Source organism: Pseudomonas laurylsulfativorans (genome assembly GCF_002906155.1).
Classification (GTDB): domain Bacteria; phylum Pseudomonadota; class Gammaproteobacteria; order Pseudomonadales; family Pseudomonadaceae; genus Aquipseudomonas; species Aquipseudomonas laurylsulfativorans.
Window position 1 is genome coordinate 50,821 of sequence record NZ_MUJK01000012.1, and the last position, 26,236, is coordinate 77,056.

The window sequence follows — 26,236 nt, forward strand, 5'->3', positions numbered from 1 at the left end:
AAATGGCTGAACGTCTGAATAATGACTTCCAGTTCATCGAGGTCGGGCGCAAGGATCCGAAGAAGAAACTGTTGCGTCAACGCAAGAAAGAGTTCGTGGAAATCTACGAACCCTTCAAACCCCAGCAGTCGGCCGACCAGGCCCACCGCTGCCTGGGTTGCGGTAACCCGTATTGCGAATGGAAGTGCCCGGTGCACAACTTCATTCCCAATTGGCTGAAGCTGGTGGCCGAGGGCAACATCCTCCAGGCCGCCGAGCTGTCGCACCAGACCAACACCCTGCCGGAAGTCTGCGGCCGGGTGTGCCCGCAGGACCGTCTGTGCGAGGGCGCCTGTACCCTCAACGACGGTTTCGGCGCGGTGACCATCGGTTCGGTGGAGAAGTACATCACCGACACCGCGTTCGCCATGGGCTGGCGCCCGGACATGTCCAAGGTCAAGCCGACCGGCAAGCGTGTCGCGATCATCGGTGCCGGCCCGGCGGGCCTGGGTTGTGCCGACGTGTTGGTGCGCGGCGGCGTGACCCCGGTGGTGTTCGACAAGAACCCGGAAATCGGTGGCCTGCTGACCTTCGGCATCCCCGAGTTCAAGCTGGAAAAGACCGTGCTGAGCAATCGTCGCGAAGTCTTCACCGGCATGGGTATCGAGTTCCGCCTCAACACCGAGGTGGGCAAGGACGTGACCATGGAGCAACTGCTCGAAGAATACGATGCGGTATTCATGGGCATGGGCACCTACACCTACATGAAGGGCGGTTTTGCCGGTGAAGACCTGCCGGGCGTATATGACGCCCTGGACTTCCTGATTGCCAACGTCAACCGCAACCTGGGCTTTGAAAAGTCGCCGGAAGATTTCGTCGACATGAAAGGCAAGAAGGTCGTGGTACTGGGCGGCGGCGACACGGCGATGGACTGCAACCGTACGTCGATCCGCCAGGGCGCCAAGTCGGTGACCTGCGCTTATCGTCGTGACGAAGCGAACATGCCGGGCTCGCGCAAAGAGGTGAAGAACGCCAAGGAAGAAGGCGTGAAATTCCTCTACAACCGCCAGCCGATTGCCATCGTTGGCGAAGACAAGGTCGAAGGCGTGAAGGTGGTCGAGACCCGTCTCGGCGAGCCGGACGCCCGTGGCCGTCGCAGTCCCGAGCCGATCCCGGGCTCCGAAGAGATCATCCCGGCCGACGCCGTGGTCATCGCCTTCGGTTTCCGTCCGAGCCCGGCGCCGTGGTTCGAGCAGTTCGAGATCCAGACCGACAGCCAGGGCCGCGTCGTGGCACCGGAGCAAGGCCAGTACAAGCACCAGACCAGCAACCCGAAAATCTTCGCCGGTGGCGACATGGTGCGCGGTTCCGATCTGGTGGTGACGGCGATCTTCGAAGGCCGTAATGCGGCCGAAGGGATCCTGGATTACCTAGGCGTATAAAACCCGATTTCGATTTGAAATGGGATCAAATGTGGGAGCGAGCCTGCTCGCGAAAGCGGTCTGTCAGCCAACATCAATGTTGGATGTACCGGCCCCTTCGCGAGCAGGCTCGCTCCCACAGTTGTTTCGCGGAGTTGCTAAACTCCGTATTTCATTGCGACAAATTGACCCGATAGACAAAAGGCTGACCTGCAACCGTGCCTTTTGCGCCCGGCTCTGAGAAAATGCCCCCACTTTTTTTCCGGATGCCGACATGACTGCCCTGAAGAACGACCGTTTCCTGCGCGCCCTGCTCAAGCAACCCGTAGACGTCACCCCCGTGTGGATGATGCGTCAGGCCGGTCGCTACCTGCCTGAATACCGCGCCAGCCGTGCCAAGGCCGGCGATTTCATGAGCCTGTGCATGAACCCGGCGTTCGCTTGCGAAGTCACGATGCAGCCGCTCGACCGCTATCCACAACTGGACGCGGCGATCCTCTTCTCCGACATCCTGACCATCCCCGATGCCATGGGCCAAGGCCTGTACTTCGAGACCGGCGAAGGTCCGCGCTTCAAGAAAGTCGTCAGCACCCTGGCTGACATCGAAGCCCTGCCGATTCCTGATCCACAGAAAGACCTGGGCTACGTGATGGACGCGGTCAGCACCATCCGTCGCGAACTGAATGGCCGTGTGCCGCTGATCGGCTTTGCCGGCAGCCCATGGACTCTGGCCACCTACATGGTCGAAGGCGGCTCGTCGAAAGACTACCGCAAGACCAAAACCATGCTTTACGACAACCCGCAAGCCTTGCACTTGCTGCTGGACAAGCTCGCGCAGACGGTCACCAGCTACCTCAACGGCCAGATCATGGCCGGTGCGCAGGCGGTACAGATTTTCGATAGCTGGGGCGGCAGCCTCTCGGCGGCGGCCTATCAGGAATTCTCCCTGGCCTACATGAAGAAAATCGTCAGCGGCCTGATCCGCGAGCACGAAGGCCGCAAGGTGCCGGTGATCCTGTTCACCAAGAACGGCGGCCTGTGGCTGGAAAGCATCGCTGACGCCGGTGCTGATGCACTGGGCCTGGACTGGACCTGCGACATCGGTAGCGCCCGCGCCCGTGTCGGCGACAAGGTCGCGCTGCAAGGCAACATGGACCCGACCGTGCTCTACGCCAAGCCGGAAGCCATCCGCACAGAAGTAGGGCGTATTCTGGCCAGCTACGGCAAGGGCAGCGGCCATGTGTTCAACCTCGGCCATGGCATTACACCGGAAGTCGACCCGGAACACGCCGGTGCATTCCTGCGTGCCGTGCATGAACTGTCGGCGCAATATCACGAGTGATCAGCGCCCAATAAAAAAGCACCCGGCCAATGCCGGGTGTTTTTGTATGTGGGCGATCCTCTGTAGGAGCGAGCTTGCTCGCGATGGACGTCAACGATAACGCGTACTTCCTGATTAAACGCGTTGTGCCGACGCTTTTCGCGAGCAAGCTCGCTCCTACAGAGGGTGGTTGCCCAGCGGTGGCAACTTCGCCAGTTTCAATGCGGTCAGCAGCGCAATCACCAGCAGCGTAACAATGAACAACCCGATCCCGTTCCAACCACCCAGGTGCCAGAACACGCCGCCTGCCGTTCCGGCGATGCTCCCACCGGCGTAATAGCTGAACAGGTACAGCGACGACGCCTGCCCCTTGGCCTTGGTGGCGCGGCGGCCGATCCAGCTGCTGGCCACTGAATGGGCGCCAAAGAAGCCGAAGGTAAAGATCAACATGCCGATAATCACCAGCGGCAATGGCGTAAACATCGTCAGGGCGAGACCACCGATCATCAGCGCAATGGTGCTCCAGAGCACTTTGCGGCGGCCAAGTTTATCGGCCATCGAGCCGATTTTCGCCGAGCTGTAGATGCCCGACAGGTACACCACCGAGAGCAACCCGACGAAGGCCTGTTCCATGTGGTACGGCGCAGCCAGCAGGCGATAGCCGATGTAGTTGAACAGCGTGACGAACGCGCCCATCAACACGAAGGCTTCAAGAAACAACAGCGGCAGACCGGCGTCGCGAAAGTGCATGGTGAAACCGTCGAGCAGGCTGCGCGGGTGCAGCGAGCGGGCGCGGAAGTTGCGCGATTCCGGGAGGATTTTCCAGAACACCGCCGCGGCAATCAGCGCCAGGCCACCGATCACCAGCATCGCCGTGTGCCAGCTGACGAAGTCGATCAATACCCCGGTGATCAAGCGTCCGCTCATCCCGCCAATCGCGTTGCCACCGATGTACAAACCCATGGCGAGGCCGATGTGCTGTGGGTGGATCTCTTCGCTCAAGTAAGTCATCGCAACCGCCGCCAGACCGCTCAACGACAATCCAATCAGGGCACGCATCAACAGCACACCGTGCCAGCTCGGCATCATCGCACTGGCCATGGTGCACAGCGCAGCGGCGAACAGTGCAGCGACCATCACCGGTTTACGCCCGATACGGTCGGAAATCGGGCCCGTGATCAGCAGGCCGATGGCAAGCATACCGGTGGCGATAGACAGGATCAGGCTGCTTTGTGCCGCGTTGATGGAATACTCGTGGGACAGCAGCGGCATCATCGGCTGCACGCAGTAGAGCAGGGCGAAAGTCGCAAAGCCGCCGCAGAACAACGCCAGCACCGTGCGCATGAACGCTGGTGTGCCTTTTTCGATGTAGATCTCCGCTAGCTCAGCGGCAATAGCGTCCGGTGCTGCGGGAGGAACTTCATGGGCGAGTGGGGCGACAGCAGTTTTCACGTTGGACCTCGGAGGACGCAGCCGGTCAGGCAGTGAAAAAAGCATATAGCTGGCTAATGATTCAATCCAATATATTGTTCGACCTGTTTGATAGCTTTTACGACCTAATGGGGTTTTCATGGAATTGCGTCATCTGCGCTACTTCATCGCTGTCGCCGAAGAACTGCACTTCGGCCGCGCCGCACAGGTGCTGGGTATCTCTCAGCCACCGTTGAGCCAGCAAATTCAGGCGCTGGAACAGGAAGTCGGCGCCCGGCTGTTCGAACGTACCAATCGTCGGGTCGAGCTGAGCGAGGCCGGTCGGCTGTTCCTGGAAGAGGCGCGGCTGGTGCTGGCGCAGGTCGATAAAGCGGCGGATGTCGCGCGGCGGGCGCAGCTGGGTGAGTTGGGCGAACTGAAAATCGGCTTCACCTCGTCAGCCCCCTTCAACTCGACCATTCCCCAGGCGATTTTCTCTTTCCGTCAGCGCTTCCCGGCGGTGCATCTGAACCTGCGGGAAATGAGCAGCACCCAGGTGGCCGATGCGCTGGTGGACGAGTCGATTGAAGTCGGCATCATGCGCCCGCTTGGCCTGCCGGACTGCCTCAGCGTGGTCGAGTTGATGCGCGAGCCGCTGGTCGCAGTGCTCAGTTCCAAACACCCGTTGGTAGAGGGCAGCGAGGAGGGCTTGTTTCTGTCAGCCCTGGCACTTGAGCCCTTTGTGTTTTTCCCCCGCAGCTACGGCAGCGGCCTGTATGCGCAGCTACTCAGCCTGGCCCGGGACGCCGGATTCACTCCGCATTTTGCTCAAGAGGCTGGCGAGGCGATGACCATCATCGGCCTGGTTGCAGCGGGGCTCGGCGTGTCGGTGATGCCGGCCTCATATCAGCGGATGCGCATTGATGGCGTGGTCTATCGACCGTTGCTCGACCCGGCGGCGGTGTCGGCGGTGTGGCTGGTGCAGCGCAAGGATCAGAAGTCGGCGATGGCACGGGCGTTTGTGGAGTTGCTGACAAGGAAGGTTGAGCCAGTAAACCTGTAGGAGCCGGCTTGCTGGCGATGGCGGCGGATCTGTCGACATCAATGTCGCCTGTTAGTCCGTTATCGCCGGCAAGCCGGCTCCTACAGGTCCATCATCGTTTCAGCGGTGTTTGTGGGACGTTTCCGAAGCTTACGCCGGGCAGCTACAGCGCCTTGCGTCAGGGCCTACAACTACTCCAGAATCCGCCGGCTTGTGCGCTTTGAGGGCTATCGCTAACTTGATTCGTGTCACTGATGGTCAGTGATCGGGTTTAGCAGCCCGTAGTTATGTGAAGCGTATTAGCGCTCCTGAAAGGCAGGTATGTCCATATCTGTTCTTGACGGCCGCTGTGCGCAGGGCGCCTTCGGGTGCGCCGGTTCATGTAACCCGGTCTGCTAACCTGCGTACAGCTGCCACCCTTCTGATTCGTAGCGACTCGGTGTCGGCTCCACTTTTCTGGGCACTGGATCATGACCAAAAAAGCAAAAAATCCGCCGGACACTCAACGCCAACCCAGCAATATCTTCTTGATCGCCCCCGATATCGATAACCACACCCTGCTGGAATACGCCTGCGTGTCGCTGGCATCAGCCAATGTCATGGCGAGTGATTTCGCGAGAAGTTTGAACGGGGCGCAGAGCAATACATTGTTGGGGATTCAGCAGTCGATCATGTTGGGGGAACTGGCGGTGAATCGGGTGCTGGATAACCTTGATCCACGCTAGTAAATCACTGGTAACTGATCGTCCCCGAAAGGGGCTGTGAGACTCCGAGGGTCCTGGGCAACCAACCATCGCAGAGTCAGACAGGTGCAAGGCGATGACAAGCTGACCTGTTTGTGAGGGGCGCCGCAAAGCGCCCTTTGTCGTGTTTGTTGTACGAACTACGCCGACATTTGCTTCTGCAATCGTCGCCCGATGACATCCATCAAATCACAACCATCACGCAATGAAGTGACCAGCACCCGCGCCAGTTCGCTGTAAATGCCTTCGTCAAACGCAAGGCTTTCCAGCAGTTGAGTCGCGGTGCGAATGCGGTAGGCCGCTGTTTCGTGCAAGACGTCCAGCGGTGCTTCGGTGTCGATCACCAGTGATGCAATGGTGCAGTCGATGCCGGTGATTGGCATATATCGATCCATGACAAAAAACCTCCAGTGGTAAGAACGCGAACACGCTGTGCTCGCGGTTTGGCGAACTTCAGGCGATCCCTAAGGTGGGTCCAGGTTGTCTAAAGCTCGGTTTACCAATAACTCGCCCAGCACCGCGAGTTGCTGAATGGCCAGCGCTACATTGCGGCGCGAACCTTCCAGCTCGCAGGCAAGATCGGTGGTCATGACATTCAGCGAGGCGAGGGTTTCGCAGGCGTGACAGAGCAAAGACTCGGTGTCTATACCTGGGACGATGGTGAACACGTGGCTAACAGGGTCGGGGCGGTCCGGGTTGCGCAGTCGAGCACTGACGAGACGTTCGGTGATCTCGGAGAGTTTGGACAGTTCGACGAAGTCAGCGGGTGGAAGGTCTGGCGATTGTGAAGGATTGGGGGTGGTTTTTTTCATTATGGTGCTCCCTGCATAATTTAAGAAAGTATTAAACCAATGCTGCTAAATAGCAGTTTTTAATAGTTGGACTCGGGTGGGTGTGCAGATGGATGTATTACCAGAAAATTCGGATTTATTAATCAAAAAAATGAACATTGGTGTAATTAAATGATTCAAAATTTGTAATATGTAGGAGTCGTCTTACATTGTTTTTTTAGTGTGGTTGTTTTTTCTTTTTGTAAGATTTTTCTGTAGGTTAAGTCTGCAGGAAATTGTTGTGGATCTAATGTGGGTGACTTCCGATCAGGGTGTGGGAAATACTCCGCCGGAAATACTTTTTAACGGTTGTCATGCATATTTTTTATATTTGTTTTTGTACCGTGCTTCGCTATGTAGGATGCTGGTCCCATAAGAAACCTCGGTAGCGGTCAAGTCGTAGTGGCTACCTGATGTAATCGGAAATGTGAGTGGTAAGTTTTATGTATAAAAAAGAAAAGACGGAAAATCTGAAAAACAATATCAAATACTTGATAAAAAGCCGTGGGGAGACACAGTTGTCGCTGTGTAATTCCAGTGGTTTGACCAGAACTACGATATACAACATTCTCGAAGGGAGGGTTGTAAACGTTCAACAGTCGACGATTCGCAAAATTTCTGATTTTTTTGGTGTGTCATATAAAGAGATAGAAACTGTTGATTTTGAAGAAAGAGAAGTAATCGAAAGCGATGTTTCTCCGGAAGGGAATATGAATCCGGCCGCCGTTCCTGTGATCAAGGAAAGCGATTTGATTAGGAGCTTAGATAAAAGAATTGGCGAGCTCTGCACGATTTTTCCGTTGACATACTATTTTGGAACCGCCTGCAACTTAATAGGTGTTCTTCTGGAAAACGAAATTGCCGGTGTAAATGACTCGGGAGATTTATTGATCGTAAAGAAAGGTCTTTCGATTTGCGGTGGAGAGCAGTTGGTGTATGACAAGGTGGCTAATAGGTTGCTTGTAACAAGTGGATGCTGTGTTGAGTCGGATGTTATTCGAGTGGTTGGGGAAATAGTTGAGGAAAGATTTAATGGATAGTGGTTGTGATAATAGTAAATATAAGTTGTTAGGTTTTGAGAGGAATAAAAATCTCGCAATGATTATGGTTGTAGCGACGGGGAAGCTCATAAAGGTCAAGCTGGACGAAGTGTTGAGAAGTGAAATTATAGATAATTTAAGTAAGTCAGAAGTAAGGGATATATATAGAAAGTTTTATTCTGGTGGAGTTGCGCTGACGACCTATGAGCTACATGATCGCCACGAACGTTCGTGGATGGTTTATGTTGTTTTGAACCTTCTTCTGCTTGCTTTATACATATTTTCAAATATTGGTGCCACAAAGCTTGTTTATTTGGAAGTGTTTGATCTGGTTGTCACTCCAGGGGTGTTTTTATTTCCGTTGACGTTTTTGATAGTCGATATGTTAAATGAGTTTTATGGGCTTCGACTTGCAAGAAAAGCTATATTGTTTGCATTTGTAAGTAATGCCTTAATTATAATTTTGTTGAGTGCTGTGGCGTACCTCCCTGGATTGCCTGGGTGGAAGTTAGATGTTCCTTATGGTGCGGTTGTGGCTCAGGTTTCGTCGGTATTGGTAGCATCCTCTGTTTCATTTCTATTTTCTGAATACGTAAACTCATATCTTTTGTCTAAAATTAAAGAGCTGACAAACTCTCGGTTTTTGTTTTTGCGGGTGTTTTTCAGCACTTTTTTCGCGGTGATAATAGATAGCTTTATCTTTTGCTATATCGCATTTTATGGAGTGATGACGAATGCTGAGGTGCTTTCAATTATTTCTGTTCAGGTCGCTATAAAAATGTTTTTTGCTTTCTTTAATGTTTTGCCTGCTTATGGCGCAAGATCATTGTTCAAGCGGTTTGTGACTGAAGGGCAGGTATCATGAGAAGGGTCATTTATAATGACCCTTCTCTGGGCGGTGGGGAATCTAGTTAAAATTCAATTTATGTTTTAGGCTGCTCAGGACTTCTGTTTTACTTTCAAAGTAAGTACAGAGCCCTTTTGCACGAAGGCTGCAGGCGTCGCAGTCCCCGCACCCGTTTCCCTTAACGCCGTTGTAGCAAGTCAGCGTGTTATCGCGAATCAGATCGAGTTGTTTGTGGTGGTCAGCCAGCGCCCAGGTTTCTGCTTTGCTCAGGTACATGAGTGGAGTTTCTATGCGCAATTTGTAATCCATGCCCAATTCAACTGCGTTGTTCAGGGACGTGACAAAGTCATTCCGGCAATCCGGATAACCGGAGAAGTCCGTTTCACAAACCCCCGTAATGACGGCCTCAGCGCCCACCTGATAGGCATAAATTGAGGCTAAGGTTAAAAACAGAATATTCCTGCCTGGCACGAAGGTGTTTGGTACACCGCCATCGGCGCTGTTTGCGCTAGGCACTGGAATGTTGTCGCGAGTCAGGCTGCTGATAGCCAAGTCATTCAGCAACGAAGCGTCCAGTACCTTATGGGCTGTCACGCCAAGCTTTTTGGAGAGTTGCTGTGCCACTTCAATTTCCGCTCGATGACGCTGGCCATAGTCAAACGTAATGCAGTGGATTTCGTCGTATATCGGTAACGCATGGATCAAGCAGGTCGTTGAGTCTTGCCCGCCACTAAAAACGATAACGGCCTTTTTTGTCATGGTTCGTTCCTCCCTGGGATGCCCTGACTGGATGTCTGGGGGCACTGACCCTACTTGGAAGCTCAAACGCTGGTTGTGGGACGTTTCTGAATTTACGTACTCCAGTTTCCGTTTATGTCATTTCATTGCGGAGCATTGTTAGTGGCGAGGGAGTTTGCTCCCGCTGGGTCGCGCAGCGGCCCCAAAAGGGGACTGCTGCGCAGTCCAACGGGAGCAAGCTCCCTCGCCACAGGTTATTCATTGCTCTTCAAATCGCCTTGTTACGGCCAGCGCTTGAAAATCAGCGAAGTATTCACCCCGCCAAACGCAAAGTTGTTGTTCATCACGTACCGATTGCTCATCTGTCGAAACTCGCCGCGCAGGTAATCCAGCTTGCCGCAATGCGGGTCGACTTCGTCGAGGTTGAAGGTGTGGGCGTAGAGGTCGCGGTTCATCATTTCGATGCTGAACCACGATTCCAGCGCACCGCAGGCGCCGAGGGTGTGGCCGAGGAAGCTTTTCTGCGAGCTGATTGGCATGTGTTCGCCGAACAGGCTGCTGGTGGCCAGGGTTTCGGCGATGTCGCCCTGTTCGGTGGCGGTGCCGTGGCCGTTGACGTAGCCGATGTCAGACGGTTCCAGCCCGGCGTCTTCCAGGGCCAGTTCCATGGCCCGGCGCATGGTGATTTGTTCGGGGCGGGTGGTGTGCTGGCCGTCGGCGTTGCTGCCGAATCCGACGATCTCGGCATGGATGTGCGCGCCGCGGGCCAGGGCGTGTTCCAGTTCTTCGAGCACCAGCATGCCGCCGCCTTCGCCGATCACCAGGCCGTCGCGTGCGGTGTCGTAAGGGCGCGGGCTGCGTTGCGGGGTGTCGTTCTTCAGGCTGGTGGCGTAGAGCGCGTCGAAGACCATGGCTTCGGTCGGGCACAGTTCTTCGGCGCCGCCGGCGAGCATCAGCGGCAGGCGGCCGAACTTGATCGCCTCGTAGGCATAGCCAATGCCCTGGCTGCCGCTGGTGCAGGCGCTGGAGGTCGGGATCAGGCGACCGGTGAGGCCGAAGAAGATGCTGATATTGGCTGCCGTGGTGTGCGGCATCATGCGCACGTAGGAGTTGGCGTTCAGGCCTTCGGCCACTGAGTTGAGCAGCATGTTGCCGAATGCCTTGATCTCATCGGTGCTGCCGGTGGAGGAACCGCAGGCGACGCCCATGCGCCCGTCCTTGATCGACTCGTCGCCCAACAGGCCGGCGTCGGCCAGTGCCATTTCCGCGGCACCCACTGCAAGCCGCGAAACCCGGCCCATGCTGCGCAGTTGCTTGCGGGTCCAGTGGCTGGGCACCTTGAAGTCATCAATGGGGCCAGCCAGGCGCGTGTTGAGTTCGGTAAAGCGATCCCACTCGTCCATCCGGCGGATGCCGCTGCGGTTGGCCGCGAAGTTGCCGGCGATGGTTTCCCAATCGCTGCCGAGCGAGGTGATGCCGGCCATGCCGGTGACGACGACGCGCTTCATCAGCACAGGCCTCCGTTGACGGCCAGAACCTGCCGGGTGATGTACGAGGCTTCCGCCGACATCAGGAAATTCACCGCACCGGCCACCTCTTCAGGGGTGCCCATGCGTTGTGCGGGGATCATTTTCATCAGTTCTTCCACCGGCACGTTTTCGTCGAGCATGGCTGTGTCGATCAGGCCGGGTGCGACACAGTTAACGGTGATTTTGCGCTTGCCCAGCTCGATCGCCAATGCCTTGGCTGCGCCGATCAATCCAGCCTTGGAGGCGCTGTAGTTGACCTGGCCACGGTTGCCGATCAGGCCGGATACCGAGGTGATGCAAACAATCCGCCCGGCGGCGCGACGACGAATCATCGGCATCATCACCGGGTGCAGCACGTTATAGAAACCGTCGAGGTTGGTGCGCATCACCACATCCCAGTCTTCTTCGCTCAAGGCCGGAAAAGCACCGTCGCGGGTCAGGCCGGCATTGAGCACCACGCCGTAATAGGCGCCGTGGGTTTCCACGTCGGCTTCGAGAATTTCTTTGCAGCGGGCGCGGTCGGCCACGTCGAACTGCAGGATGCGCGCACGACGGCCCAAGGCCTCGACTTCGGTCTTGACGGCTTCGGCGTCGGCCAGGCCGCTGCGGCAATGCAGCACGATGTCGTGCCCGGCCTGGGCCAGACGCAGGGCGATGGCGCGGCCGATGCCACGGCTGGAACCGGTGACCAGTACGGATTCAGTCATGACTGGACTCCTTCGGGTTCATGGAGATATTGAGCGGCCTGGGGTGGGCGATACACGTTCAGACGGGCGGTGGCGTGAATGCCGTGGGCGTTGATGTGGCACTCAAACACACCCATGCCGTTGTCGTCTTCCAGAGAGCGAATGCCGTGGATGGTCAACTCGCAGCCGGCCGGGAAGCTTTCAACGTTGCATTCGAATTTACGGCTGCCGAGCAGGAAGCCCAACGCCACGTCATCACCGCGCTGACGCGCATGGCAACCGGCGAAGGCGGCCACACTCTGGGCCATCAGTTCGATGCCGACCCAGGCTGGCAGGCTGCCGTCGGGGAGATTGAACAGGCCATCGGGCTTGACGGTCAGGCGGGTGTGAATCTGCTCTTCATCGAACGCCAGGATCTGATCGATGAGGATCATGTCGCCAGCGTGGGGCAGCAATTCGGCGAGCGGCCAGTCAATCATGGGGCGTCTCCGATAATCAGGCTGACGTTATTGCCCCCGAAGGCGAAGGAGTTGCTCATCAGGTAGCGGGGTGCAATGGACGTCAGGCGAGTCGCCGGGGTCACCCATTGCAGCGGCGGCAGTTCGGGGTCGGGCTGCCCGTCCCAGACATGCGGTGGCAAGGCATGCTCGCGATTGTCAGTGCTCAGGCTCAACCAGCAGAACGCCGCTTCCAGTGCACCGGCTGCGCCAAGGGTGTGGCCGGTCATCGGTTTGCTCGAGGAACAGTGCACACCGGCCGGGAACAGCGTCGCCACGGCCTGGCTTTCCATGGCGTCGTTGTGTTGGGTAGCGGTGCCGTGGAGGTTCAGATAAGCGATCTGCTCCGGTTGCAGGTTGGCGCGGCCCAAGGCTTTGCGCATGGCTTGCAGGGCGCCACGACCCGCCGGCTCCGGGGCGGAAATGTGATGCGCATCGGAGCTGGCGCCGCTGCCGAGCAAGGCAATCGGTTGGCTATCACCTGCACTTTTGGTCATCAGGAACAGTACCGCCGCTTCGCCAATATTGATGCCGTTACGGTTCACCGAAAACGGATTGCAACGCTGCTCCGAAACCGCTTCCAGCGCCGTAAAACCATTGAGGGTCAGCTTGCACAGGGTATCGACACCGCCACACAGCACCGCGTCGCAAATGCCCAGGTCCAACAGGCGCTGGGCGCTCATCAGGGCTCGGGCACTGGAGGTGCAAGCCGTGGAGATGACATAGGCCGGCCCGCTCAATTGCAGCCAGTCGGCGAGGAAATTTGCCGGCGCACCGAGTTCCTGTTGCTGGTAGTCGTACTCGGCAGGGAACTGCTTTTCGCGCAGGTAATGCGCCAGGCCCTGGCTGGCCTCGTCGATACCCGAGGTGCTGGTGCCCAGCACGACACCGATGCGGTCGCGGCCGAAGGTCTGGATCGCGCTGTCGATGTCCGCGCGGATTTGCAGCGTGGCTTCCAGCAACAACTGATTGTTGCGACTGTGATGGCGCGACATGTCGGCTGGAAGGGTTGCCAGTTTGCCCTGGACCGCGCCGACCGGCAGCGTGCGTTGTGGCACCCACCCGGTCTGTTCACGCATGCCGCCGCAGTCGCCGGCAAACAGCTTGCGGGCCACTTCCTGCTTGTCGCGGCCCAATGCGCAGACCAATCCGAGGGCATTGAGGTAAGCCGTCATGGCGTTTCACCGCTCAGGGGGGTGACTTGATAAGTCGGGCCTTTCGGAAACTTCAATTCGAAATTCTGCGGTTGTGCGTAGCGAATGTCCCAGCGCTCGGGCAGGGACCGTTGTGTACCGTGCTGCCAGGCGTCGGGATAGTTGGCCGCCAGTTCATCTTCCGGCGTCAGCGCAAACAGCAGCGCCGCGAACAGCTCGCGGGCTCGCGGATTGGGTGGCAAGAAACCATCGGACTCCCAGGTTTTGTCGATCAACTTCTGGCGGGCCTGGGGGATGCCCAGCAGGTCCATCATCGACCAGCGAATACCCGATTCTTCACGCTGGATCACCAGCACCCAGTCCTGGCGGTCGTCGGGCTGTAAGAGCTGGATGTGCAGTTGCAGCGGCAACGGCAGATCCGGATTTTTCTCGGGCAACGGCGCCCGACCGGCGCAGGCGCTCAGCAGCAGGGTTGCGGCGAGTAACAGATATTTCAGCATGCCCGCTACCCCTGTAGGAGCGAGCTTGCTCGCGATGGCGGCGATACATTCGGCATCAATGTTGACTGACCCTCCGCTTTCGCGAGCAAGCCCGCTCCCACAGGGATGGTGCTTCGAGCGGTTGGCAATGAACATCACACAGTTCCTTCAAAAGGTTTGCGCGCCACCACATTGACCAGGGTTTCTTCCCGTTGGCCAAAAGGTTTTGGCTTGCACACACCCAAGTGTTCGAGCAGGCCGAAATCCTTGGCGCGACTCCACCACAGGTACGGATAAGACACGTTTTTCGCGGTAAATTCGAAACCCTGCTGGCGAATCATTTGCAGATACTGCGCCGCGCTTTTCTGCACGTGCATGGGGTGGCGGAACAACCAGCGGATCACCCAGGTATCAATGTAGGCCTCGGTGGATTCGGCGAACAGCAGATAACCGCCGGGTTTGAGTACGCGGTAGAACTCGGTCAGGGCCTGTTCCTGTTCCACCAGATGATGGAAGGTCTGGTGACAGAACAGCAGGTCGATACTGGCGTCCGGCAGGTTGAGGCTGGCGCAATCGCCGCCGATCAACTCCACGTCCATGCCTTGGCGGGCCGCTTCTGCGCGGCTCTGCTCCAGGCTGTGGGGATCAGCATCGACGCCAATCAGGCGACCGGGCGCAAAGGCCTGGCGCAGCAGCGCGAATGATTTGCCCTGGCCACAACCGGCATCCAGCAGAACCGGGCTGACAGGCATCGCTTCGCTGAACAGGTTGCACAAATCGTCGATCGCCAACCGCAGAACATAGTGTTGCCAGATCCGGCTGCGCAGGAACCACAACCCGAAACGGGTTTCTTCGACGTAGTTGTCGCTCAAGTAGTTCATGACGCATCCCTTGCACAGAATTCGGATATCACCTTCAACCGGCGCCTGGCTTCGCTGACGAACGGGTTGCGTGGGTCCCAGGCGTAGCCGGCAAGGATGGAGCTGATCATCCCGCGAATCTCCGGCGAACTGCTCTCATGGAAGATCACATCCTGAAAGGTCCCGGCGTACCAGCCTTCGACGTAGCAACGGAACGTGTCGACGCCGCGCTTGAGCGGTTCAGCGAACTCGGTTTGCCAGTCGACGGCTTCGCCTTGCAGTTGGCGGTGCAACACCCCGGCGGCCATGCTCGCCGAACGCATGGCGATGGTCACGCCGGAGGAGAACACCGGGTCGAGGAATTCTGCGGCATTGCCCAGCAGCGCGAAGCCTGGACCGTGCAGGGTTTTGACGTTGGCCGAGTAACCGCCGATGGTTCGGGCTTCGGTGTCCCACTGCGCATTTTGCAACACGCTGGCCAGGCTTGGCGTCTCGGCGATAAAGCCGCGCAGGCATTGGTCCAGATTGTCGCTGCGGCCGGCGAAACGGTCCTCGGCGGCGACCACGCCGACCGAGCAGCGCCCGTTACTGAACGGGATGGTCCAGAACCACACGTCGCGCAGGGTCGGATGAGTGGTCACGAGGATCTTGCTGCGGTCGAAGGCAGGGTGGTCGATGCGGTCCTCGACGTGAGTGAACACGGCCTGGCGCACCGGGAAGTTCGACGGCGCCTCAAGGTCGAGCAAGCGCGGCAGCACGCGGCCGTAACCACTGGCATCGAGTAGAAAACCGGCCTCGATGCGGTACTCGCTGCCGTCTTCGCGGCGCACGCCGAGTTGCGGTTTTCCGGGCTCAATGTCAACGCTGACGATGCTTTCGCCGTAGCGGATCTCCACGCCCTGCAACGCGGCCTGATCGGCCAGCAGCTTATCGAAATCGGCGCGCTGGACCTGAAAGGTCGTTGATTTGCCATGACTGAACGTTTCGCTGAAATCAAAGGCGCTGTAGCGATCGCCCCAGGCAAACGCGGCACCGGTTTTCAGCTGGAAGCCGGCCGCGTTGACGGCGTCGAGCATGCCCGCTTCTTCGACGAAGTCCAGGCAGTGCGCCAACAGGCTTTCACCGATGGAAAAACGTGGGAAATGCTGACGCTCGATCACCAGCACATCGTGTCCCTGGCGCTTGAGCAACGCAGCGGCGATGGCACCGGAGGGACCAGCACCGATGACCACGACCTGGCGGCGTTCCATTTCAACGGTTGGCATGAGGGCTCCTTGCCGGGACAGTGGTTTTCAGGGGGATTCGGTGCATGCCGGTCAGGGCTGGCAGCAGTGTAGCGATCAGGCCCATCAGCATCAGGGCAAAGTACAGCGGCGGGCTGATGAGTTGCTGTTGCAGCAGCAGGTTGAGAAAAACGATCTCGCTCAAACCACGGATGTTCAGCAGCACGCTTTCCCGCCAGCGGCTGGCGCCAGTGAACGAGGCCCCGGCCCAGCCGAGGCCGAGCCAGTTGCCCAGCAGTTTGCTCAGCATCGGCAACAGCAGCAGGGCCAGCAGTTGCACCCAGCCGAGGCTGTCGATCGCGCTGTGTACATTGATCTGCACGATGCCGAACGTGAGGATCAGCGGGATGGCGATATACGTCTGCAAGCGGCTCATCCAAACGGCTGGCAGCGGCAGGACCAGTGGGGCTTTCAGCGCGGCCATGATCAGCACATAACCGATGCCAAAAATCAGCGCATTGAGCTTGAAGTGTTCGGCGACGACCAGCAGGGCGAAAAAGCTCAGGCTGTAAAGCCACGTCTGGCGCAAGCCGAGCAACCGCAGCAGTACCGGCAGGCAGGCACCAGCCAGGGGCAGCAACAGGCTGCTCAGGTGCAGGCTGCCCTGGGCGATGCCGAACAGGGTCCAGCAGGCGAGGTCGATGAGGATCGCGGTTTGCACCAGACGCCGGGTGGCGGCGGGTGGGTAATCGATGTGTCGCAGGTACAGGTACAGCACTGGAATCGCGGTGATGGCGAACAACAAGCCGACGGCCAGCGAGCTGATCCACGGTTGCGACGGCAACAACCAGACGGCCGTGGCCAGGCCACAGGCGAACGGAATGCAAAAGCTGGGCAGGGCGATTTTCAGGCTCTGGCGATCCAGTTGCAGGTCGATCACATCACTGAGGATGTAACCCAGCAACAGGGCAAAGCTCAGGCTGTAGAGGTTTTTCAGCCAGCCTGGCGACACCAGCAGCGCACCGCTCAATTGCCATTGGGGCTCGATCCAGAAATACATCAACAGCGGCAAGCCGAGGGTCGCCAGCAGCAACTGGCTGACGATGGGAATCAGGCCGAAATGCCGGCCGACGCGGGTCGCCACGGCGAACAAGACCAGCGCCATCGCCCAGAACAGCACGACCATCATGTTGCACGCTCCACGGCCGTAGCCCCATGCGGCTGTCGACCGGCCCAAGGTGCGAGCAGGAAGCTGAAGGCCAGGCCCAGGCTCACCGACAGTCCGAAGTTGCTCACCGCCGGGGTACTCGACACCGCCAGCAGGCCGAACGACAGCCAGGTGGTCAAGGCCGCCAGCAGGGTGCCCAGCAGGCTCACGGCCGCACCGCCGACCTGTTCGCGCATCAGGATCGCGTAATCGACGCTGATCGCCGTCACCAGCAGCAGGCCAAACAGACTGAACAGGGTCAACGGCTGCCCGAGCCAGCCGAGGCTGGCCAGGCTGCACAAGGCCGCCAGCAGCGGCAGGGACACGATGCGCAACGCGCCGCCGAGGCCGAACGGCAGGATCAGCACCAGCACAATCAGCACGCAGGAGGCGAGTTTCAGTTCCGCGGCACTGATTTGGGTGGCCGCGAAGACGTTGTTCAATTCGCCCAGTCGATCCACCAGTGTCACGCCGGGTAAATCCTCACCCTGAAGCCGCAAAAGTGCCGGGTTGTTGATGCCCTGCAGGCTGACCATCGCCGCCACGCCGTCATCGGTCGGCCCCAGCCACAGGGGCCGGTAGGGTTCTGCCAGCGGGCCGCTGAGCGCTGCATCGATGTCTACGGTCGGCAATGCCTGTAGCTTCGTCAGCTCGGCTTGTAGCGCCTCGGCCGGTACGCCGATGTCGAGCAACGGCTGCCAGAACGAAGGCAGTTTGCTCAGCGCTGCGCGGACCTGCTGCTGTTCGCTCGGAGGGCTGACCAGTTGATTGAGCGACAGATAGCCCTGGAGCTTTTCCAGGCCAATCAATTGATCAAGTCGCTCTCTCAGCGCGGTCTGGCGTTCGAGCAGTTGCTGCTGATTGGCGGCGCGTATCAGGAAGAACTGGCTGGTGGGTTGATAGCCGGTGATCCGGGCAATGGTGCGAGCTTCGTCGGTCAATTGTTGTGGCGCGCTGATCCACTGGCGGATGTCGTTTTTGCTGTCCAGCTGCAACAGACCACCCACGCAAAAGGCGATCAGCAGTGCCAGCAAGACCGGTGTTTTCACCTGTTTGAGCAGCGCTTCACGACAGCCCAGCAAAAACTCGGACACCTGTAATGGCCATTGCGCCGGGCGCAGTTCAACACCCTTGAGCAAGGCCGGCAGCAGGCACACGGCGGATAAATAGGCGCCGAGCAAACCGGCGGCAGAGAACGCGGCAATCTGGGTCAGTGCCGGGAAGGGTGTCCAGGCCAGGGCCAGGTAACCGATGCCACTGGTGATCAGGCTCAGGGTCAACCCGGGCAAGGTCAGGCGCAGGGCGGGCCAGCTGTGCCAGGGCTTGAGGCTCCAGCTCTTGGACAGGTAGTGCAGCGGGTAGTCGACCGCGACACCGATCAGGCTCGAACCGAGCACCAACGTCATCACGTGCATATGGCCGAACAACGCCACGCAGGCCACCGCTCCGAAGAGCATCCCGACCAGCACCGGCACAAAGGCCAGCAAGACACGCCAGCGCCGGAAGGCCAACAGCAGCAGCAACAAAATCCCGACGGTGGCACCACCACCGACCCAGGTCATTTCCCGGGTGGCCTGCTGTTGCCCGTTAGCGGCGTACAGCAAGCCGCTGGCGGCGAGCAGTTGCACGTCGTGCCGGGCGGCTTCTTCGCGGCTGTGCTTGAGCAAGTCGGCCACTTGCAGTGGCAGGTTCATGTCGAAGGCGTTGCCGGTGGTGCGCGCGCGCAGCAGCACCCAGCTCTTGCCATCGGCATCGGCGACCAGGGCGCCGCTGCCGATGTCCAGTTGCACCGCACCGTGTTGCGGCTGGCTGTTCTGGATACGCCCGGTCAGGCCCAGCCAGTCGTCCTGGCTCGGCACCAGGCTGTAACCGTTGAACGGGTCGAACAAGGCCTGCACGCGTTGCTGGATAAAGGTGTCGGGGTGCTCGATCAGCAGTTGTCGGTCCGCCGCCTGGAGCATCGCCAGGCGACCTTGCAGCAATTGCGTGCGCAGCGCCGGCAGGTCGGCTTGCAGGGTCCACTGGACCTTTTCGAACAATCCACTGGCCTGCCATTGTTCGCCCAGGGTTTGCGCCATGGCGACGGCCTGCTGGCGATCGGTGTGGCCGACCAGCACCAGCATTTCGCGATTCAGCGGCTCTTGCATGCGTTGTTCGGCGCGCAGTTCCAGGGCATCGGGCGCCGTGCCAGGCACCAGTTCCATCAGGTTCGCCGACAGTGGCGCGCCGTCACGCCATTGCCAGCCGGCGAGCGCCAGTACTGCCAGCAGCAGGATCAGAAACAGCCGTGGCAACCACCGTTCACTCGGCAAAGTCATGCTGCTCCGCGTCGCTCAACGGTTGGGCGCTGGTGCTGTCCTGCATGCGCAATAACGTACTGTCGCCCTGGGTTTCGAGCAGTTCGATGCTGTGCACCAGTTCTGCGCCGGTAATGTTGATCTGGTTGAACACCTGCTTGAGCAGCATCGAGCGCGGCACCAACGTGAGCTTCCAGTTCTGCGCGTCGCCGCTCAGAGACAGCTCGAAATCCCGTTGCAGACCACTGCTGTCGCCTTGCAGCACGGCGAGGAACAAACGGTTCTGCTCGGCACCGGCGCTTTTGCCCGGCAGCATCTGCCAGACACTGCCGTCACGCCGGGCAATGCCTTTGGCGGTGATGCGATAGTCCTGTTGCAGTGGCGATTTGAGCAGCCACAACAGGCCGTGGTTCTTCGCCAGGACGAACGTGCCCTTGCTGGTCAGCGGCTGGGGCAGGGCACGCAGGTGTTTTTCCTGGATGAAGTTGCCGTGGATCACCTCGGGCCGGGCCAGTTGATCGCTGAGTTGTTGCAGGTCGAAGGCATGGGCCAGTCCAGGAATACCCAGTAGTACGCAGAACACAGTAGGAGCGAGCTTGCTCGCGAAAAACCTGAGAAAGCCGCGGGGTGTCAGGTGCCCGGTGTCATCGTTAACGACCATCGCGAGCAAGCTCGCTCCTACAGGGGAGCGGGAGGGGCAGAAAATCATCGCAGAGCTCTCTCTACGGCATCGGTGAACACGTCAGGCGAGGCCAGTTGCATCTCGCGGCTGGCGAGGTCGACGGCGACTTGCACCGACATGGCCCGGGTCAGGCGTTCACCGGTTTGCAGATCGCTGATCAGGTAGTTGATCTTCAAGCGGTTCTCCCACTCCACCAGGTTGGCGCGCACGTTGAGTTTCTGACCGAACACCGCGCCGCGCACGTAGCGCAATTGCAGGTCGATCACCGGCCAGGCATAGCCTGACTCGTTCATCGCGGTGTAGTTGTGGCCGATTTTGTCCAGTAGCGCGCAGCGGGCCACTTCCAGGTATTTGACGTAATGGCCGTGCCAGACCACGTGCATGCTGTCGACATCAAAGAACGGTACGACGATTTCCGTGTCGGTGTGCAGGAATCCCTTGCTACGCATGCAGCCTCCAGTGTTGTTCGGCGATGCGTTGCAGGCACAGGCGCAACTCGCTTTCCAGTGCTCGGTCTTCGATGACCGGTGCGAAGTCCTTGGCCAGTTCTTCGTGCATGGCGGCCAAAGCGGGTGGCAGTGGTCGTGCATCTTCAGCCTGGCCACGCAGCCAGACGCCCTGATTGGCTGCCAGCAACGTGGCGGCCGCCACCTGCTCGGTGAGTTCCAGCACGCGGATCGCATCCCGGGCGGCGATGGTGCCCATGCTGACTTTGTCCTGGTTGTGGCATTCGGTGGAGCGCGAGAAGACGCTGGCCGGCATGGTGTTCTTCAGCGCTTCGGCGGTCCAGGCACTGGTGCCGATCTGCACCGCCTTGAAGCCATGATTGAGCATGGCGCGGTCAGCCGTGGCGCCGGACAGATTGCTCGGCAAGCCATGGTTATAGCGCTCATCCACCAGCAGCGCGAGTTGCCGATCCAGCAGGTCGGCGACATTGGCCACGAGGTTTTTCAGGCTGTCCATGGCGAACGCGATGTGCCCGCCGTAGAAGTGCCCGCCGTGCAGCACGCGTTCGGCTTCGGCGTCGATAATCGGGTTGTCGTTGGCGCTGTTGAGTTCAATCTCGATGAACGAGCGCAGCCAGTTCAGACTGTCGGCCAGCACGCCCAGCACATGGGGTGCGCAGCGCAGGGAATAGCGGTCCTGCAGGCGATGCAGCGGCGCGGTCGGGGCGTCGATGGCCAGGTCCTTGCGCAGCCACGCGGCGACCTGCATCTGCCCCGGATGTGGCTTGGCGGCGAACAGGCGCTCGTCGAAATGCTCCGGGTTGCCTTGCAGGGCGACCACGTTCAGCGCTGTGATGCGGGTGGCCAGTTGCAGTAGATAATCGGCGCGGGCGAATGCCAGGCAAGCCAGACCGGTCATCACGGCGGTGCCGTTCATCAAGGCCAGGGCTTCTTTGGGACGCAACACCAGTGGCTGCCAGCCGAGTTCGCGGTGCACATCGGCGGCTTGCCGGCGTTCACCGCGGAACATCACCTCGCGTTCGCCGGACAACGTGGCGGCAACGTACGACAGCGGCGTCAGGTCACCACTGGCGCCCACTGAACCTTCCTCCGGAATCAGCGGCAGGATGTCGTGTTCAAGGAACGCCTGCAGGCGCTCCAGCAGCTCCACGCGCACCCCGGAAACACCGTGGCACAACGACTGCAAACGCGCCGCCAGTACCGCGCGGGTGGCCTGGGCGTCGAGCAGTTTGCCCAAGCCACAACCGTGAAAAGTGTACAGGTGACGGGGCAGCGCCTCGACGTGATGCAGCGGCACCGCAACCACGCAGGAATCGCCATAACCGGTGGTCACACCGTAGATCACGCCTTCCTTGTCCAGCAGAGAGTCCAGAAAACGCGCGCCCTTGGCGATGCGCTCGCGGTAGGCGGGATCGCTTTGCAACTGCGTCGGCACCTTGCGGTTGGCCAGGGCCAGCACGTCTTCAATGCGCAAAGGGCGTTCGCCGAAGGTTACCGGCTCAAGCGTTGGCGTCGTCATCGGTCTTCCAGAAAGGGTAAAAGTTGAACCATTGTTGGGGCGCTTCGAGGCAATAGTGACTCAGGCGCTCAGCGTAGCGGGACGCCCACTGATGAATGACCTGTTCGCGATCGCTGCGCTTCCAGGTGATTGCGTCAGCGAAGGGTTCAATGGTCAGTCGATAGTCGCCGTCGGGCTTTTTCAGGCACAGCAGCAGGTTGATCGGACATTTGAGCAGGCCGGCCAGCAGCCACGGACCCTGGGGGAATCTGGCCGGATGACCGAGGAAGTCCACGGTTACGCTGCGCCCGCCATGCAGCGGCACGCGATCACCGGCAATCGCCAGCCACTCGCCGCGCTCCAGGCGTTCGCTCAGTTGCAGCATGACCCCGGGGTCGAGTTCGCTGACCTGAATCAGCCGAAGGTTGGTCGCGCCGGCTTCGCCCAGCAAGCGGTTGAACTGTTCGGCGTGCTTGGTGTGCACCAGCACGTTCATCGTCACCTTCTCGCCGATCTCGGCAAGCGCACGACAGACTTCCAGATTGCCCAGGTGCGCGCCCACCAGCATCTGCCCGCGTGTCCCGCGCAATTGGTCGCGCAACAGCGCCGGGTCGATGATTTCGATTTGTTCGATGCTCAGCTTGCCGTTCCACACGTCGAGTTTGTCGAGCATGGAATCGGCGAAAGCCATGAACTGGCCGAATACCCGCCAATGGCTTGGGCGCAATTCGCTGCGACCGCTCCAGTCGGCCAGGCGTTGCTGGTATTGCCAGGCACTGTGGCGGGCGCTGCGACCGAACAGGAAAAAGTACAAGACGATGCCGTACAGCACGGGGCTCAGTACTCGACGGCCCAACACTTTGGCGCCGAACGCGGTGAGTTTCATCAGCCAGAAACTGCCGCGCTCTTCGCGGTCGGCCCAGTGCTGGTTGTCTGCGCTCATGCCCGCCACCGTCGCCAGAGGATCATTGGCGCGCGCAGCAACATGCCGAAGAACAGCCGCGTGTGCATGCTGGAAATCAGCACGTTGTCGTGGAACATACGAAAATGCGAAACACCGTCCAGCGGGTAATGGACTTTGGTTTGCAGCCATAACATCGGCTGATTGCGCCAGGCCAGGCGCACCAGGATGTCCGAGTCGAAGTCCATGCGCTTGCCGATTTTCGCTGACTCGATCAACGCCAGGACCGGCGGCAATGGATACATGCGAAAGCCGCACATGGAGTCGCGAATCTGCAACGACAGGGTGTTGATCCAGACCATGACATGAGTCAGGTAGCGTGCATACAAACGGCCTTTCGGCACGCTGGCATCATATTGCGGATAGCCGCAGATCACCGCCCGTGGGTGGCGGCGAGACTGTTCGATGAAGCGCTTGATGTCCTGCAAATCATGCTGGCCATCGGCATCCACCTGCAAGGCATGGCTGAAACCCAGGCGCGAAGCTTCGCGCAAGCCGGTCATGACCGCGCCACCCTTGCCCTGGTTTTCGGCGAGGCGGATCAGGTAAACCATTTCGCGCTGTGCCAGGCGATCGAGCACCCGGGCGCAGCGCAGGCTGCTGGCATCGTCCACCAGAATGCATGGCAGGTTGCTGGCGATCAGCGCGTCGACCACCGTGGTGATTGCGTCTTCGTGGTTGTACACCGGGACGATGGCGCAGGGGTTATGCATGTTGGCGTACACCTGAAGGACCGAGGTGTCTGCTTCGCGAGCAGGCTCGCTCCCACACTGGATTTGTGAACGCCGCGGACCCCATGTGGGAGCGAGCCTGCTCGCGATTGAGTGCGCAGCACTCACCCAGCTTATGCATGCGCCGCCTCCAGCAATATCCGTCCGCTTGAGCAGGTGGCGGTTTCGTTGCGATAGGCGAAATACAATTTGCCGCGCGCCGGGTCGAAGCGCAGGTGCAGCTGGATTTCATCGCCCGGGCGCACCAGTTGCTGGAATTTCAAGACTTCCATGCCGGCGAATTTTTCCGGCAGGCTCATCAGTTGCCGGCCCAGGCTCAGCGCCCAGTCCACCTGCACCACACCCGGCAACACCGGCGCCGTGGGGAAGTGACCGCTGAAATAGGCCAGGTCCGGCGGCACGGCCAGTTGCAGGCTCCACTCGCCATTGCTTTCAATTTGCTCCAGCACCTCAGGCGCTTTGGGGCGCGGCGCCAGCAGCAGGGCGTCGACGTCGGCCTGGGGCAGTTTGCCCTGAGTGTTCAGCGGCAGTTGTCGCAGCAGGCGCCAGCGTCTTGGCAGGGCCAGGGCTTCGCAGTGTTGGCTCAGGTGTTGGCGCAATGGCTCGGTGAGGCTGCGTCGACCCTGATTGCGCAGCACATGCAAACCGGCCTCGCTCAGCACCAGCAACGCTCCCAGGGAGGCGCGGTTTTCCTGAACCACACCGAGCCGCGCTTCGACAACCCATTCATGGGTCATCAGCGCCTGTTCCAGCATCGGCAGCGAGATGCGTTTTTCTTCCAGCTTGACGATCCGGTCCAGTCGCCCGAGCAATTGGAAGCGACCATCGTCGGCGATGCGCGCTGAATCGGCAGTGTGTTCGACATGGCCCTTGGGCAAATACGGCGAGGCGATCTGCAGCGCACCCTCACTGTCCTGGGTCAGCCTGACATCGGCAAAGGGCCGCCAGAGTTCAGCGCCCTGACGCCAGGCGATGCCGCCGGTTTCCGAACTGCCGAAGATTTCCGTTGGCCATTGCCCCAGACGCTCATGCAGGCTTTGTGCGGCCTCGACTGGCAATGCGCCGCCAGAGGAAAACACCCGGCGTACGGCGCCCAACGCAGGCCAGTCAAGGTTGTCGCCCATGCGCTTGAGCAGCGCCGGGCTGGCCACCCAGGCGAAGGCCGGGTACTCGCGGCTGGCGCGTTGCAGGTCTTCCGCAAAGGCCACTTGCCGACGTACGAACGGGCGCCCGGCGCACAGCGGCCACAGCACCCGAAACAACAGGCCGTAGATATGCTGGGTGGCGACGCTGCCAATGATGCACGCCGGGCCCAGATCAGCGCCCCATAACTGCTCCAGGGCTTCGACTTCATTGGCCAGTTGGCGCAGGTTTTTTACGATGCGCTTGGGTTCGCCGCTGGAGCCGGACGTGCACAGGCTGAGTTGGCAGTTATCCAGGTCCAGCGTAGCGGCACTGAGTGGCGGCTGTTGGAGGTCGCCAAGGTGCGTGTCGTCGGGCTGATCAGTCAGCCACAGGTCGACGTCATTCGACCAGCGTTGGCGGGTCTGCGGTTGCAGGTCGGACGGCAGCAGCACGCTGACCCCGGCACGCCACGCGCCAAGCAGCGCGCCCGCCAGTTCAGCGGCATCCTCAAGGTGCACGGCCATCTGCCGTACGCCCCGGGCCTGCAGGCCGGCAGCCAGGCGCAGCGCCTGTTCGCACAGTCGGGCGTGATCCAGTGCCGGACGGGTCGTTACGGCGCGCTCCGGTTGAGCCTTGAGCAACAGTTGCTCAAGTTTTATCCAATTCATGGGCGGCCTCGTACCCTTTGTCGTATGAGCCATTCGATGGCAAACATCAGGCCTATCAATCCGTAGGAAATCAGGCCGGTGTACAGCGTCCACCAGCTCAGCGGCGCCCAGACTGTCAGGGCAGCGGCACACAAACCGTTGCAGAGAAAAAACACACTCCAGGCGATGGTCACCTGACGGGTATAACGAATGCCCTCGGCCGGTAATTGCGGTTCGCGCACCCGGGCCAGGCGTTCGACTATCGGTGGGCCGAATGCCAGGCTCGATCCGAACAGCACCAGCATGAAGCTGCTGATCAACACCGGATACCAGCGCAACAGCGCCGGGCTGTCGAACAGTGCCAGCAATAGACAGAACACGATGGCCACCATCGCCATCCACAGGCTGCCAGGCCGTCGTTTGCCGGTCAGCGCCCGGGCCAGCCACAGTCCGCCGAGCAGCAGGCCGAACTGCCAGGGGGCGAAATGCTCCATGCCGAAATACACCGCAAAGGGATACAAAAGGCCTGCCAGCAGCAGGCCAAGGCCGATCATTCGACTCATGCGGCCGGTTGAACCAGACGGTAGACCGCCTCGACCACGTCACTGACGGTACGCACTGATTTGAATTCTTCGGCGGCGATTTTCTTGCCGGTCTGGCGTTTGATGTGATCAATCAGGTCGACCGCGTCGATGCTGTCGATTTCCAGGTCCTGATACAGGTTGGATTCCAGGCTCACACGCTCGGGGTCCAGCTCGAAGAGCTCGACCAGGGCATCGCGCAGGGTGTTGAAAATGTCATCACGAGTTTGCATGGTCCGGT

Annotated in this window: 27 protein-coding genes; 6 read left to right on the forward strand and 21 right to left on the reverse strand. The window is 59.6% G+C overall.

From position 1 onward, the window contains the following. The first annotated feature begins 2 nt into the window (after positions 1 to 2). Entirely contained in the window at positions 3 to 1,421 is a 1,419-nt protein-coding gene (locus B0D71_RS26120; RefSeq protein ID WP_007975602.1) for an FAD-dependent oxidoreductase, read from the forward strand. 253 nt (positions 1,422 to 1,674) lie between these two features. Beyond that, positions 1,675 to 2,742 carry a uroporphyrinogen decarboxylase gene (hemE, locus tag B0D71_RS26130; protein WP_103397284.1) on the forward strand — a complete coding sequence of 356 codons (1,068 nt, stop codon included), beginning with the start codon at positions 1,675 to 1,677 and terminating at the stop codon, positions 2,740 to 2,742. Positions 2,743 to 2,898: 156 nt separating this feature from the next. Here hemE and B0D71_RS26135 read toward each other — a convergent pair whose 3' ends face one another. Then, on the reverse strand, positions 2,899 to 4,173 hold the full coding sequence (locus tag B0D71_RS26135; protein WP_205886045.1) for an MFS transporter: 1,275 nt from the start codon (positions 4,171 to 4,173) through the stop codon (positions 2,899 to 2,901). A 118-nt stretch (positions 4,174 to 4,291) separates the two neighbouring features. Here B0D71_RS26135 and B0D71_RS26140 point away from each other — a divergent pair, with 118 nt between their 5' ends. Beyond that, on the forward strand, positions 4,292 to 5,194 hold the full coding sequence (locus B0D71_RS26140; protein WP_103397286.1) for a LysR family transcriptional regulator: 903 nt from the start codon (positions 4,292 to 4,294) through the stop codon (positions 5,192 to 5,194). Between the two features lie 449 nt (positions 5,195 to 5,643). Then, on the forward strand, positions 5,644 to 5,898 hold the full coding sequence (locus B0D71_RS26145) for a DUF6124 family protein (protein ID WP_103397287.1): 255 nt from the start codon (positions 5,644 to 5,646) through the stop codon (positions 5,896 to 5,898). Positions 5,899 to 6,056: 158 nt separating this feature from the next. On the opposite strand, the gene B0D71_RS26150 is transcribed toward B0D71_RS26145, so the two are convergent. Both B0D71_RS26150 and B0D71_RS26155 read right to left on the reverse strand, forming a co-directional pair. Next, positions 6,057 to 6,311 carry a hypothetical protein gene (locus B0D71_RS26150; protein WP_103397288.1) on the reverse strand — a complete coding sequence of 85 codons (255 nt, stop codon included), beginning with the start codon at positions 6,309 to 6,311 and terminating at the stop codon, positions 6,057 to 6,059. 69 nt (positions 6,312 to 6,380) lie between these two features. Continuing rightward, a complete protein-coding gene (locus tag B0D71_RS26155) occupies positions 6,381 to 6,728 on the reverse strand; it encodes a DUF6124 family protein (RefSeq protein ID WP_103397289.1) in 348 nt (115 codons plus the stop codon). Between the two features lie 461 nt (positions 6,729 to 7,189). On the opposite strand from B0D71_RS26155, the gene B0D71_RS26160 reads away from it, so the two are divergent. Both B0D71_RS26160 and B0D71_RS26165 read left to right on the forward strand, forming a co-directional pair. Then, entirely contained in the window at positions 7,190 to 7,786 is a 597-nt protein-coding gene (locus B0D71_RS26160) for a helix-turn-helix transcriptional regulator (protein WP_103397290.1), read from the forward strand. After that, positions 7,779 to 8,651: a queuosine precursor transporter gene (locus B0D71_RS26165; protein ID WP_103397291.1), complete on the forward strand. Its 873-nt coding sequence runs from the start codon at positions 7,779 to 7,781 to the stop codon at positions 8,649 to 8,651. Before B0D71_RS26160 ends, B0D71_RS26165 begins: the two co-directional genes overlap by 8 nt. A gap of 42 nt (positions 8,652 to 8,693) precedes the next feature. Here B0D71_RS26165 and queC read toward each other — a convergent pair whose 3' ends face one another. The 18 genes from queC to B0D71_RS26260 all read right to left on the reverse strand — a co-directional run bounded on the left by queC (position 8,694) and on the right by B0D71_RS26260 (position 26,228). Next, positions 8,694 to 9,392, reverse strand: coding sequence for a 7-cyano-7-deazaguanine synthase QueC (gene queC / locus B0D71_RS26170; RefSeq protein WP_103397292.1), 699 nt, complete (start codon positions 9,390 to 9,392; stop codon positions 8,694 to 8,696). 260 nt (positions 9,393 to 9,652) lie between these two features. After that, positions 9,653 to 10,879 (reverse strand): beta-ketoacyl-ACP synthase, encoded by a 1,227-nt coding sequence (locus tag B0D71_RS26180; protein ID WP_103397293.1) that lies wholly within the window; start codon positions 10,877 to 10,879, stop codon positions 9,653 to 9,655. Continuing rightward, complete coding sequence (gene fabG, locus B0D71_RS26185; RefSeq protein ID WP_103397294.1) at positions 10,879 to 11,607, reverse strand: 3-oxoacyl-ACP reductase FabG; 729 nt, start codon at positions 11,605 to 11,607, stop codon at positions 10,879 to 10,881. The genes B0D71_RS26180 and fabG overlap by 1 nt, the downstream gene beginning before the upstream one ends. Further along, the gene (locus tag B0D71_RS26190; protein WP_103397295.1) at positions 11,604 to 12,065 is read right to left on the reverse strand and encodes a hotdog family protein; all 462 of its coding nucleotides are present in this window, start codon (positions 12,063 to 12,065) and stop codon (positions 11,604 to 11,606) included. Before B0D71_RS26190 ends, fabG begins: the two co-directional genes overlap by 4 nt. Continuing rightward, positions 12,062 to 13,258: a beta-ketoacyl-[acyl-carrier-protein] synthase family protein gene (locus B0D71_RS26195; RefSeq protein WP_103397296.1), complete on the reverse strand. Its 1,197-nt coding sequence runs from the start codon at positions 13,256 to 13,258 to the stop codon at positions 12,062 to 12,064. The genes B0D71_RS26190 and B0D71_RS26195 overlap by 4 nt, the downstream gene beginning before the upstream one ends. After that, positions 13,255 to 13,872, reverse strand: a complete 618-nt coding sequence (locus B0D71_RS26200) for a DUF3261 domain-containing protein (protein WP_103397297.1) — start codon at positions 13,870 to 13,872, stop codon at positions 13,255 to 13,257. Before B0D71_RS26200 ends, B0D71_RS26195 begins: the two co-directional genes overlap by 4 nt. Beyond that, the gene (locus B0D71_RS26205) at positions 13,872 to 14,597 is read right to left on the reverse strand and encodes a class I SAM-dependent methyltransferase (RefSeq protein WP_103397298.1); all 726 of its coding nucleotides are present in this window, start codon (positions 14,595 to 14,597) and stop codon (positions 13,872 to 13,874) included. The genes B0D71_RS26200 and B0D71_RS26205 overlap by 1 nt, the downstream gene beginning before the upstream one ends. Continuing rightward, positions 14,594 to 15,841 (reverse strand): NAD(P)/FAD-dependent oxidoreductase, encoded by a 1,248-nt coding sequence (locus B0D71_RS26210; RefSeq protein WP_103397299.1) that lies wholly within the window; start codon positions 15,839 to 15,841, stop codon positions 14,594 to 14,596. The genes B0D71_RS26205 and B0D71_RS26210 overlap by 4 nt, the downstream gene beginning before the upstream one ends. Then, entirely contained in the window at positions 15,828 to 16,988 is a 1,161-nt protein-coding gene (locus B0D71_RS26215; protein WP_165798751.1) for a sodium:proton antiporter, read from the reverse strand. Before B0D71_RS26215 ends, B0D71_RS26210 begins: the two co-directional genes overlap by 14 nt. Further along, entirely contained in the window at positions 16,985 to 19,324 is a 2,340-nt protein-coding gene (locus B0D71_RS26220) for an MMPL family transporter (protein WP_103397300.1), read from the reverse strand. Before B0D71_RS26220 ends, B0D71_RS26215 begins: the two co-directional genes overlap by 4 nt. Continuing rightward, complete coding sequence (locus B0D71_RS26225; protein ID WP_103397301.1) at positions 19,308 to 20,012, reverse strand: outer membrane lipoprotein carrier protein LolA; 705 nt, start codon at positions 20,010 to 20,012, stop codon at positions 19,308 to 19,310. The genes B0D71_RS26220 and B0D71_RS26225 overlap by 17 nt, the downstream gene beginning before the upstream one ends. Beyond that, positions 20,009 to 20,434 carry an acyl-CoA thioesterase gene (locus tag B0D71_RS26230; RefSeq protein WP_103397302.1) on the reverse strand — a complete coding sequence of 142 codons (426 nt, stop codon included), beginning with the start codon at positions 20,432 to 20,434 and terminating at the stop codon, positions 20,009 to 20,011. Before B0D71_RS26230 ends, B0D71_RS26225 begins: the two co-directional genes overlap by 4 nt. Next, positions 20,427 to 21,971 carry an HAL/PAL/TAL family ammonia-lyase gene (locus B0D71_RS26235; protein WP_103397303.1) on the reverse strand — a complete coding sequence of 515 codons (1,545 nt, stop codon included), beginning with the start codon at positions 21,969 to 21,971 and terminating at the stop codon, positions 20,427 to 20,429. The genes B0D71_RS26230 and B0D71_RS26235 overlap by 8 nt, the downstream gene beginning before the upstream one ends. Next, positions 21,952 to 22,893 carry an LpxL/LpxP family acyltransferase gene (locus B0D71_RS26240; RefSeq protein WP_103397304.1) on the reverse strand — a complete coding sequence of 314 codons (942 nt, stop codon included), beginning with the start codon at positions 22,891 to 22,893 and terminating at the stop codon, positions 21,952 to 21,954. The genes B0D71_RS26235 and B0D71_RS26240 overlap by 20 nt, the downstream gene beginning before the upstream one ends. After that, entirely contained in the window at positions 22,890 to 23,624 is a 735-nt protein-coding gene (locus B0D71_RS26245; protein WP_103397305.1) for a glycosyltransferase family 2 protein, read from the reverse strand. The genes B0D71_RS26240 and B0D71_RS26245 overlap by 4 nt, the downstream gene beginning before the upstream one ends. Positions 23,625 to 23,755: 131 nt before the next feature. Then, positions 23,756 to 25,435: an acyl-CoA synthetase family protein gene (locus tag B0D71_RS26250; protein WP_103397306.1), complete on the reverse strand. Its 1,680-nt coding sequence runs from the start codon at positions 25,433 to 25,435 to the stop codon at positions 23,756 to 23,758. After that, entirely contained in the window at positions 25,432 to 25,977 is a 546-nt protein-coding gene (locus tag B0D71_RS26255) for a COG4648 family protein (RefSeq protein ID WP_103397307.1), read from the reverse strand. The genes B0D71_RS26250 and B0D71_RS26255 overlap by 4 nt, the downstream gene beginning before the upstream one ends. Then, the gene (locus B0D71_RS26260; protein WP_007992314.1) at positions 25,974 to 26,228 is read right to left on the reverse strand and encodes an acyl carrier protein; all 255 of its coding nucleotides are present in this window, start codon (positions 26,226 to 26,228) and stop codon (positions 25,974 to 25,976) included. The genes B0D71_RS26255 and B0D71_RS26260 overlap by 4 nt, the downstream gene beginning before the upstream one ends. Between the last annotated feature and the right edge of the window lie 8 nt (positions 26,229 to 26,236).

Bases quoted from the DNA above. Each gene is read 5' to 3' on its own strand.
- B0D71_RS26140 (WP_103397286.1), top strand. From the start codon at position 4,292: ATGGAATTGCGTCATCTGCGCTACTTCATCGCTGTCGCCGAAGAACTG.
- B0D71_RS26230 (WP_103397302.1), bottom strand. From the start codon at position 20,434: ATGCGTAGCAAGGGATTCCTGCACACCGACACGGAAATCGTCGTACCG.
- queC (WP_103397292.1), bottom strand. From the start codon at position 9,392: ATGACAAAAAAGGCCGTTATCGTTTTTAGTGGCGGGCAAGACTCAACG.
- B0D71_RS26215 (WP_165798751.1), bottom strand. From the start codon at position 16,988: ATGATGGTCGTGCTGTTCTGGGCGATGGCGCTGGTCTTGTTCGCCGTG.
- B0D71_RS26225 (WP_103397301.1), bottom strand. From the start codon at position 20,012: ATGATTTTCTGCCCCTCCCGCTCCCCTGTAGGAGCGAGCTTGCTCGCG.
- fabG (WP_103397294.1), bottom strand. From the start codon at position 11,607: ATGACTGAATCCGTACTGGTCACCGGTTCCAGCCGTGGCATCGGCCGC.
- B0D71_RS26190 (WP_103397295.1), bottom strand. From the start codon at position 12,065: ATGATTGACTGGCCGCTCGCCGAATTGCTGCCCCACGCTGGCGACATG.
- B0D71_RS26195 (WP_103397296.1), bottom strand. From the start codon at position 13,258: ATGACGGCTTACCTCAATGCCCTCGGATTGGTCTGCGCATTGGGCCGC.
- B0D71_RS26220 (WP_103397300.1), bottom strand. From the start codon at position 19,324: ATGACTTTGCCGAGTGAACGGTGGTTGCCACGGCTGTTTCTGATCCTG.
- B0D71_RS26145 (WP_103397287.1), top strand. From the start codon at position 5,644: ATGACCAAAAAAGCAAAAAATCCGCCGGACACTCAACGCCAACCCAGC.
- B0D71_RS26205 (WP_103397298.1), bottom strand. From the start codon at position 14,597: ATGAACTACTTGAGCGACAACTACGTCGAAGAAACCCGTTTCGGGTTG.
- B0D71_RS26235 (WP_103397303.1), bottom strand. From the start codon at position 21,971: ATGACGACGCCAACGCTTGAGCCGGTAACCTTCGGCGAACGCCCTTTG.
- B0D71_RS26210 (WP_103397299.1), bottom strand. From the start codon at position 15,841: ATGCCAACCGTTGAAATGGAACGCCGCCAGGTCGTGGTCATCGGTGCT.
- B0D71_RS26255 (WP_103397307.1), bottom strand. From the start codon at position 25,977: ATGAGTCGAATGATCGGCCTTGGCCTGCTGCTGGCAGGCCTTTTGTAT.
- B0D71_RS26200 (WP_103397297.1), bottom strand. From the start codon at position 13,872: ATGTTCATTGCCAACCGCTCGAAGCACCATCCCTGTGGGAGCGGGCTT.
- B0D71_RS26150 (WP_103397288.1), bottom strand. From the start codon at position 6,311: ATGGATCGATATATGCCAATCACCGGCATCGACTGCACCATTGCATCA.
- B0D71_RS26155 (WP_103397289.1), bottom strand. From the start codon at position 6,728: ATGAAAAAAACCACCCCCAATCCTTCACAATCGCCAGACCTTCCACCC.
- B0D71_RS26250 (WP_103397306.1), bottom strand. From the start codon at position 25,435: ATGAATTGGATAAAACTTGAGCAACTGTTGCTCAAGGCTCAACCGGAG.
- B0D71_RS26160 (WP_103397290.1), top strand. From the start codon at position 7,190: ATGTATAAAAAAGAAAAGACGGAAAATCTGAAAAACAATATCAAATAC.
- B0D71_RS26240 (WP_103397304.1), bottom strand. From the start codon at position 22,893: ATGAGCGCAGACAACCAGCACTGGGCCGACCGCGAAGAGCGCGGCAGT.
- B0D71_RS26180 (WP_103397293.1), bottom strand. From the start codon at position 10,879: ATGAAGCGCGTCGTCGTCACCGGCATGGCCGGCATCACCTCGCTCGGC.
- hemE (WP_103397284.1), top strand. From the start codon at position 1,675: ATGACTGCCCTGAAGAACGACCGTTTCCTGCGCGCCCTGCTCAAGCAA.
- B0D71_RS26165 (WP_103397291.1), top strand. From the start codon at position 7,779: ATGGATAGTGGTTGTGATAATAGTAAATATAAGTTGTTAGGTTTTGAG.
- B0D71_RS26260 (WP_007992314.1), bottom strand. From the start codon at position 26,228: ATGCAAACTCGTGATGACATTTTCAACACCCTGCGCGATGCCCTGGTC.
- B0D71_RS26120 (WP_007975602.1), top strand. From the start codon at position 3: ATGGCTGAACGTCTGAATAATGACTTCCAGTTCATCGAGGTCGGGCGC.
- B0D71_RS26245 (WP_103397305.1), bottom strand. From the start codon at position 23,624: ATGCATAACCCCTGCGCCATCGTCCCGGTGTACAACCACGAAGACGCA.